Source organism: Desulfosalsimonas sp., assembly GCF_046483245.1.
Classification (GTDB): Bacteria; Desulfobacterota; Desulfobacteria; order Desulfobacterales; family Desulfosalsimonadaceae; genus Desulfosalsimonas.
In genome coordinates, this window is record NZ_JAWODO010000063.1 from 1 (window position 1) to 6,925 (window position 6,925).

The following is a 6,925-nucleotide window of genomic DNA, read 5'->3' on the forward strand; positions in this document are numbered from 1 at the left end:
AAACTTTTTCATTGACCGGGGAAAAGCGCCTTTAGCCGGTCTTTAAAAGCAAAGCCCAGGTAAACGAAAATCCCCGCAAGTATGGTGGCAAGGCCGAAGATCACGCCGATGGGCCGGCTCTGGATCATGTAATAGATGATCCACAGATGCCCGGCGATGAAAAACAGGGGCGTGAACGGATAGCCGATGGTTCGGTAAATCCCGGAAAGTTCTGGCCGGATTTTCCGGATGCGGATCATGCCGATGACTGTTAGCATGGCAAAAATGGAAAGTGTAAAGCCAATATAGGTCAAAAGCGCGTCAAAGGACGCTGTGATGACCATGAAACATGCAATTGCCGCCTGCAGAACAATCGAGCAGGCGGGCGTTCTGCGCTCGGGATTGACCCTGGCCAGCCGGGTGAAAAACACCCCGTCCCTGGACATGGCATAATATATTCTGGGCCCGGTCATGATCATGGCGCTTACCGCAGAAAGGATTCCCAGGGCCACGGCAATGCTTAAATACCGGCTCACGCCTTTTCCGAAAAGAAATTCCGCCGATTTGGCCCCCACGTCAATGGCGCCCGCCATTTGATCCACAGGCATGGAATAGACAAACACTGCGTTTAACAGAAGATATAGCCCGGTGACCGCAAGGGTTCCAACCGTCAGGGACAAGGGGATGTTTCTTTGGGGCGCCTTGATTTCCCCGCCCAGGTAGGCCGAGGCGTTCCAGCCGCTGTATGCAAAAAACACAAATATCAGGGATGCGGCAAAGGGTTCGGGTGAAAAGGCCGACAGCCCGCCCTGCCCCCGGAAATTCTGGGCCGATCCGTCACCAAAGGCAAATCCCGCGATAATAAAAAAAAGGATAAGGGCGAAATTTGAGATGGTCAGCATGTTTTGTATCCGGCTGCCGGTTGTCACGCTGTGGTAATGCAGCAGGCTAAACAGAATGATTACGGCCACGGCCGTGATATTCACCATGGAAAGGGTTGCCGCCTGGAAGCCGAAAACCGTTAACGGCATTTCCCAGGCGGCATCAAGTCCCAGAGCGGAATAAAAATAGGTGGCAAACGCAATGGCGGCAGCGGCAATGGGGGCTGAAAAACCCACAATCAGCGAAATCCACCCCGACAGAAACCCCATCATTTTACCGAAGCTTTCCCGGAGAAATACGTATTCCCCGCCGGCTCGCGGAAATTTCGCCCCGAGCTCGCCGTAGCACAGCGCACCGCACAGGGCGAAAATCCCGCCGCAAAGCCAGCACAAAAGAAGAATCACCGGGTCGCCGAGTTCCTCCATGATAAAGCCCGATGTGGTGAAAATTCCCGTGCCCACCATGTTGGAGACAACCAGCACGGTGGCGGTAAAGGCGCCCACCTGCCGCAGAAGGTCCCCGTTGCCGTCAATCGCGTTTTTCATGCCTTACCGCCGGTTTTTTTGAAAAAATAGAATCCCAGGCAAATGTTTAGAATAAGGCTTATTCCCAGCAGCGCGGCCCACGGGCGCGCAAGTCCGCCGAAACCCGTTTGCTGCCCGCCCTTGTTTTGCCGGGCAGAGCCTTCCTGCTGTTTTCCCGGGTCAGAAGATACCTTCACCAAGGCTTTCTCCAAATGGCCCGTGCCGTCGTTGGCCTCTATCTTCCATTCTCCGCCTTCGTCCGGGTAGAACACAAATCGGCCGTTGGCATCAGTACGGCCGTTCTGGTGCTCTATTTTGTCATCCCCGGGTGAATACACCAGCACCTCGGCGTAATTCATGGGGCTGCCGTCAACGTATGTGAATTCCACCGCCACCGCAGGCCCGGTATCGACCGTCCGGTGGTCTGTTCCGTGAGCTGAGGCCGGACCTGCGGCTGCTGCAAGCACAACCAGCACAAAGCCGGTCAGAATAAAAGCTCTGACTGTCTTCATTGTCTTTTCCTGTTTTCTGGCAATTTTGGACTGTTATTTCACCTCAAACGTAAAGGCAGACTTATACAGGGACTGATCACAGGCATTGCCGTCCCGGTAAGGGGTTTGGTGAGAAAGCAGAATGATCCAGTGACCCTGTTTTTCGAGCCTGATTTCAGCTTCGCCGCTGTCATCGGTTGTTGTTTCTGCTGCCGCGCCGTGTCCGTGTCCGCGGCCGGACGCATCTTTTTCCTCAAAGCCCGCATAATTTGCTTTAAGCGCGATCCCGCTTATGGGCTCGTTATCAAATAAGACCCTGACCGGAAAGGTATCTGCCTTTTCAAGGTCAGCCGGGTTTTTCAGGGGGATGATTTCAAGCTTCTGCCCGGTTTGGCTTTCAAGGTTTTTATCATCGCCGCCCGCTGTTATCACGGTCTTGGCCAGGATGCTGTAGGCTGTACATTTGACCGGTTTTTCCACATCTTTTCGGCTCCCGCGCTTTCTGCCCTCAGGGGTGGTGGTAAACATCACCGGGGCGATCCGGGCTGTCAGCAGGTATGCGCCCGGCTTGCTTGTTTCCAGTTCATAGGAGGCGGCGGATTTTTTCGCCAGGTCAATTTTTTTACCGTCCGGACCGATCGCAGTAATCTCGTGTACGGTGCTGTCTTTTACCTCCTGGTGGGTCCTGTCTTCGGTGTAGTGATGGCCCCAGCCGATGCCGATTTCAACAGTATCCCCGGCTTCGGCGGAATGATTATGAGGATTTAACCACAGGTTATGGGCATGCACGCTGCCAGCGGCAAAAATCACCAACAATGCTGCTGCACTGATAAATACCAAATAACATATTCTTTTCATTTTCAATCTCCTTAATGCCTTGTTCATTTTCATGGAGGTTTTCTTTATTCCATGAATTCGCCCACGTATACCAGGTGCTGGAAGGGAAAATCCTCTCCTTCCGCCTTTTTGCGGATTGTGTCCAGGGTGCCTGAAATGCTGTATTCTTTTTCCTTGTAACCCGCATAAAAGACGATCGAAACAGGAGTGTCTTCAGGATAGTGATTCCTTAGTTTTTCCACCAGGTCTTCAAATTGGGTGTGCATGGTAAATATGACCAGGGTGGGCTGGTGCCCGGCCACCTTGTCAATATCCCTGTAATGGGTCAGTACTGCCGAACTGATCTTATCCCCTGTCATGATGTCTTTTCCAAGACTGGCGTTTGCCGCGTTAAAGGCGCTGACCCCGGGCACGATTTCCGGTTCCAGGTCTTTTAGCGCATCCAGATACCACCTGTAGGGGCCCCCGTAGATCATCAGGTCCCCCTGGCCCAGCACCGAAACCGTCTTTCCCTCATCCACGGCTTTTCTGATCTTTTCTTCCAGTTTTTTTCTTATTTTTCGGTCACTGACGCATTTTTTCCGTTTTTCCGTGTCCGCGATTTCATCGCAGTCCCGGTCCCAGGTGCGCCACTGGTCAAAAGCGCCTTCCCAGAAGGTTTTCCCTTCCAGGTATTCTTGGAACTCTTTTTCAACACTTTGTCGGCATATAATGATATCCGACTCTCTGATCCGCTCGATTGCCCGGACCGTTATCAGATCCGGATCTCCGACCCCCACGCTGACCAGCCGGAACTGCCCGCCGGAGCTTTTTTCAGCGGCGGAGGCCGATTTTTGGAAAACGCAGGAAACAAGGACCGCTGAAAGACAAAACAGACAAACGCTAAACAGAAATCCCTTTGTTACAGGCACACTATGCATGTTTTTGCTCCTTTTTTCTTATTCGTTCATAAAGTCGCCAATGTAGAACATGTATTCAAATCCCGGCTCTTCTTGTGTTTTTTCGGCAATGTTTGCGAGTGTCCCAAACATGACTTCCTCTTTGTCCGAATAACCGGCATGCTTGACAATTGCTGCAGGGGTGTCTTCGGGGTAATGCACCAGCAGTTTTTCCACCACGGCTTCTATATCCATAAACATGGTGAAAAAGGCCATGGCAGCCTGATTTTTCGCCAGTTTGTCCACGCTGTCCGGGCCGTCGTATAGCGCGGCCCGGCCGAAAGTGGCGGTAAGAGTCACGGAATGGGCCTTTTTTCCCGATGTTACCCCCTTTTTCAGGGCAGCATTGGAGTTGTTAAACGCGCTTACCCCGGTGATTATCTCCGGGTCAAGGTCTGCAAATTCTTCCATGTACCACATGTTGGGCCCGTATATGGTGGGATCGCCGCTGCACAGCACGGACACGGTTTTGCCTTCTTTTACCGCCTCGCGGATAATGCCGAAAATTTTTTCCAGTTCCGCCATTTTTTCGTCATAATCAAACCGCGTGATTTCCTTTCCCTCTTCGGGGGTCTTGCCGTGTACCGCAAATATCCCGAATCCCGGATCATGTATCTGTTTGTCTTCCAGCAGGTCCGGGAATTTTTCCACCGTGCTCTGCCTGCAGAAGATAACGTCTGAGTCCTTTATGGTGTCTGCTGCCTTAAAGGTTATGTTCTCAGGGTCCCCGCTTCCGGTGCTCACCAGGTAAAGACCGGTTTTGCCGGAATCGCCGGCATACAGACCGCCCGCAGACAGGCAGAGGAAAATTGCGGGTATAACAAAAATAAATGCGGAAAATGTTTTGATCCGTTTCATTTCAAGTTTCCTTGCGCTTTAATATTTGAAAGAAAGTGCAGCCCCCATGGTCCGGTCAAGTGCCGGCTGCCCGCTTGAATTGACGTAATCCCTGTCAAACAGGTTTTTCACATAAACTTTGACCATGCCGTTTTTGATGCCATGCCACTGGTCAAACAGGCGCTGCTCAACCCCGAGATCAAAAACGTGGAAAGCATCTACATCGGTTTCCCGGAATTCGTATGTATCCTCGGCCACCTCGATGGCCTCAACGGCTACCTGGTCATCCTGATATTCGTAATCCAGGATCAGGCGCGTACCCTGGCGAACATGCCAGATAAGACTGGCGTTTGCCCTGTGTTCGGGCCGGTTGCTCAGTTCCTCCTCTCCTGCGGGCTCATCTCCCTGGTTGTCAAAGTGCTGATAAGCATATCCCAGAATGAAATCCAGATCCCGGGAAAGGCTTCCGTTGAGCTGAACCTCTAAACCCTGGCGGATGACTTCTTCCAGGTTGATCTTATAATCCATGAACTCTTTTCCAGGTTCAACCGGGTTACCGCTTGACGGGGTGTATTGGGCAAAATCCCGGTTATAAGAAATAAAATCCTTTATCCGGTAGTATGAGTAGTTGAGCTGAAGATTGATATCACCGGCAAGTCTTCTGGAAAGTATGGCATCGTAGCCGGTGCCGTGCTCAGGCTCCAGCCAGGCACCTGTGGGCTTCCCCTGGGGATTGTAATCGCCGTGGTAATCCGGGGCCCGCCAGATCCGGCTGATCCCTGCGGATACCGAGGTGTCTCTCAGCCAGTCGGCATGATCATCGAGTTCGTAGGTAAGAAAACTTTTGGGCGACCATTCGGACCAGTTGCGCTCGATCCATTTGTCTTCTCCTGAAATCCATGTGCCGCCGCTGTTGTTTGAGTTGTCCACGTTGATGGTGACATCTTCGTAGCGGGCGCCGGCGGTCATGTTCAGGCGTTGGGTGATCTGCCATTCGTGCTGGGCAAATCCCGAAATTATTTCGATTCGTTTTTTATAGGACTCATCGTCACTGGCATCATAATTTTGCGCCAGCTCCGCTCCAATGGTGCTTACATGGCCTTGGCCCAGGGAGAATTCATTGGCGGCCTTTGCTCCCTGCTGTTTCCAGTGCGTTTTCCAGGAGCCGGAGTTCAGATCAGCATGATCCCTGGTCTCCTCGCCGTAATAGGCGCCTGCCGACCAGGTGCCCAGGGGCGTGGGGATTTTGCTGTTTAGCCTGTAATAGGTTGCGGTTTTGTCCCAGGTGGGGTTTTGGTCGTAATAAAGGTCACGTCCGCTTTGTTTTTCCCTGACCGGATAATCCGGGTCATAATCGCTGGCCGGATCATCCGGATCGTTTACCACCGGCCTTTGCCGGTCAGCATCAGTATAGGAAGCCTGAAATGTGACATATCCGTTGTTTGACAGTATGTATCCCAGACGACCGAAAACCGTGTCAATATCCGCCTCGTGATTTCTCAGATACCCGTCGGTTGCGTATTTCTGATAGCCCAGATCATAAATGGCGCTGCCCGCCCCTCCGCTGGCAGACAGGCTGTGGTTCTGGGTGCCGTAGTCGCCGTAGCTGGCGGAAAAGGCAAGATCCGGTTTTGCTTCTTCATAGCGCCCGGGCGTTTTGGAAATAAAATTGACGGCTCCGCCGATGCTTTTGCCAGGGTAAAGGGCGGAATGCGGACCGGGCATAACCTCCACGGATTCTATAAGAAAAGGCGGAAGCAGGGCGTAATCCACGATATTGCTCCCTCTCCGGCCTCCGGTTTTGCGTATCGTAACCCCGTCCATTGCACTGACAAACCGGTTGCCGTCAAAACCCCGCAGGTAAAAGGTGTCGCTGTCGGGCACAAGCTCTGAGCTGCCCCTGTAGTTCATGATTGGCAGGTCTTTGACAAAATCCGAGACATTCTGCGGTATGCCCGCTCCATGGTAGTGCTCGGTATTGATGGTGGTTTTGTCGGGCTCAGTGAGAATCTGCGGCTTTGTCTTCTTTTCCTTAACCACCATGGTATCGAGTTCTTCAACATTTTCTTCGGCATCTGCCCGGCATAAAAAAAATACCGGCGATAAGATTGCAGCCATGATGATGATTCCGGTCCAGCGGGCCATTTTTCTGCGCATCCATTGTTCTCCTTTCCATTTTTCAGTTTCAGGATATGCCCGTGGACGCGGTAAAGCATTGAAGCGGCAGGTATTTGCTGCTATAAAAAAAATGCTTCCCGTTTCACGGGAGGTTTTCCAAAGGGGGCAGCCGCATGGGCCTGGCCGGGCTCGGCTGCCTCCTTATTCAAATACCGGAATTTGAAACACGCCGGAGTTGTTTTGTAAGGGGTTATTGCGCCAGTCTTTGAATGGCGGCTTTTGCATCCTTTTTATGGTTTTCAAATTCAGCCGCCTCTTT

At 52.2% G+C, this 6,925-nt stretch carries 6 protein-coding genes; all 6 read right to left on the reverse strand.

The features are described from left to right. Positions 1 to 8: 8 nt before the first annotated feature. The 6 genes from R6U41_RS06270 to R6U41_RS06295 are packed head-to-tail and all read right to left on the reverse strand — an operon-like array spanning position 9 to position 6,645. On the reverse strand, positions 9 to 1,406 hold the full coding sequence (locus R6U41_RS06270; RefSeq protein WP_410268977.1) for an APC family permease: 1,398 nt from the start codon (positions 1,404 to 1,406) through the stop codon (positions 9 to 11). Continuing rightward, complete coding sequence (locus R6U41_RS06275; RefSeq protein ID WP_410268978.1) at positions 1,403 to 1,897, reverse strand: hypothetical protein; 495 nt, start codon at positions 1,895 to 1,897, stop codon at positions 1,403 to 1,405. Before R6U41_RS06275 ends, R6U41_RS06270 begins: the two co-directional genes overlap by 4 nt. Positions 1,898 to 1,930: 33 nt before the next feature. Continuing rightward, a complete protein-coding gene (locus tag R6U41_RS06280; protein ID WP_410268979.1) occupies positions 1,931 to 2,734 on the reverse strand; it encodes a DUF4198 domain-containing protein in 804 nt (267 codons plus the stop codon). Between the two features lie 44 nt (positions 2,735 to 2,778). Beyond that, on the reverse strand, positions 2,779 to 3,633 hold the full coding sequence (locus tag R6U41_RS06285; protein WP_410268980.1) for an SAM-dependent methyltransferase: 855 nt from the start codon (positions 3,631 to 3,633) through the stop codon (positions 2,779 to 2,781). 18 nt (positions 3,634 to 3,651) lie between these two features. Next, positions 3,652 to 4,509: an SAM-dependent methyltransferase gene (locus tag R6U41_RS06290; protein ID WP_410268981.1), complete on the reverse strand. Its 858-nt coding sequence runs from the start codon at positions 4,507 to 4,509 to the stop codon at positions 3,652 to 3,654. 18 nt (positions 4,510 to 4,527) lie between these two features. After that, positions 4,528 to 6,645: a TonB-dependent receptor gene (locus R6U41_RS06295; RefSeq protein WP_410268982.1), complete on the reverse strand. Its 2,118-nt coding sequence runs from the start codon at positions 6,643 to 6,645 to the stop codon at positions 4,528 to 4,530. Positions 6,646 to 6,925 lie beyond the last annotated feature (280 nt).

Coding starts and splice junctions, on each gene's coding strand:
- R6U41_RS06270 (WP_410268977.1), bottom strand. CDS start 1,406: ATGAAAAACGCGATTGACGGCAACGGGGACCTTCTGCGGCAGGTGGGC.
- R6U41_RS06275 (WP_410268978.1), bottom strand. CDS start 1,897: ATGAAGACAGTCAGAGCTTTTATTCTGACCGGCTTTGTGCTGGTTGTG.
- R6U41_RS06280 (WP_410268979.1), bottom strand. CDS start 2,734: ATGAAAAGAATATGTTATTTGGTATTTATCAGTGCAGCAGCATTGTTG.
- R6U41_RS06285 (WP_410268980.1), bottom strand. CDS start 3,633: ATGCATAGTGTGCCTGTAACAAAGGGATTTCTGTTTAGCGTTTGTCTG.
- R6U41_RS06290 (WP_410268981.1), bottom strand. CDS start 4,509: ATGAAACGGATCAAAACATTTTCCGCATTTATTTTTGTTATACCCGCA.
- R6U41_RS06295 (WP_410268982.1), bottom strand. CDS start 6,645: ATGCGCAGAAAAATGGCCCGCTGGACCGGAATCATCATCATGGCTGCA.